This is a genomic window from Gluconobacter sp. P1D12_c (assembly GCF_018812105.1).
In the GTDB taxonomy this organism is placed as follows: Bacteria; Pseudomonadota; Alphaproteobacteria; order Acetobacterales; family Acetobacteraceae; genus Gluconobacter; species Gluconobacter oxydans_A.
The window spans coordinates 1-572 of the sequence record NZ_JACSIQ010000210.1 but is presented as its reverse complement, the minus strand read 5'-3'; the positions used below and the strand labels follow the sequence as shown (position 1 = coordinate 572).

The 572-nt window shown below is 57.9% G+C and carries 1 protein-coding gene; it reads left to right on the top strand.

What is annotated here, in order from left to right:
• Positions 1-67 precede the first annotated feature (67 nt).
• Positions 68-572 (top strand): plasmid recombination protein (locus KP705_RS16380; RefSeq protein WP_252348432.1); only part of this gene is annotated, 505 nt, incomplete at its 3' end.

The following is a 572-nucleotide window of genomic DNA, read 5'->3' as shown; positions in this document are numbered from 1 at the left end:
GCCTCAACGTTCTTGTTGGGTTCACTCTAAGCGTACGTAAAGTACACTTTCGTGTCGTGACCCCTATTTGAACGAGGCGTTGCGCTGGATTCAGGAGCGGCACGGCAAGGACAACGTGATCGCTGCCATCATTCACCGGGACGAAAAAACGCCGCACCTGTCGGCCTACGTGGTGCCAAAAGACCCCGATACAGGCCGCCTGAATTGCCGCCGGTTCCTCGGTGGTGCCAAGGCCCTGAACGAGATGCAGACCGACTTTGCGCGAGTTGTGGGACGCCCTGTCGGACTGGAACGCGGCATCGAAGGAAGCAAGGCCACCCACACCAAGCTGAAAACCTACTACGGGGCGCTAGAACGGGACGCACCCGAGCACAAAAACCTGACCCCTGCTGACCTAGAACCGCAGGTGCTCAAGAAGGGGATTTTTACCCGTGTTGTGGAAGACCCTGAGCAGGTGGCAAAACGCATCAGTCAGACCGTTCAGCAGCATTATGAACCTGCCGTTCAGAGCGCCACAGTTGCCCGCACAGCGACCAAACGGGCCAAGGAAGACAGAGAGAGCCTGAAACAGC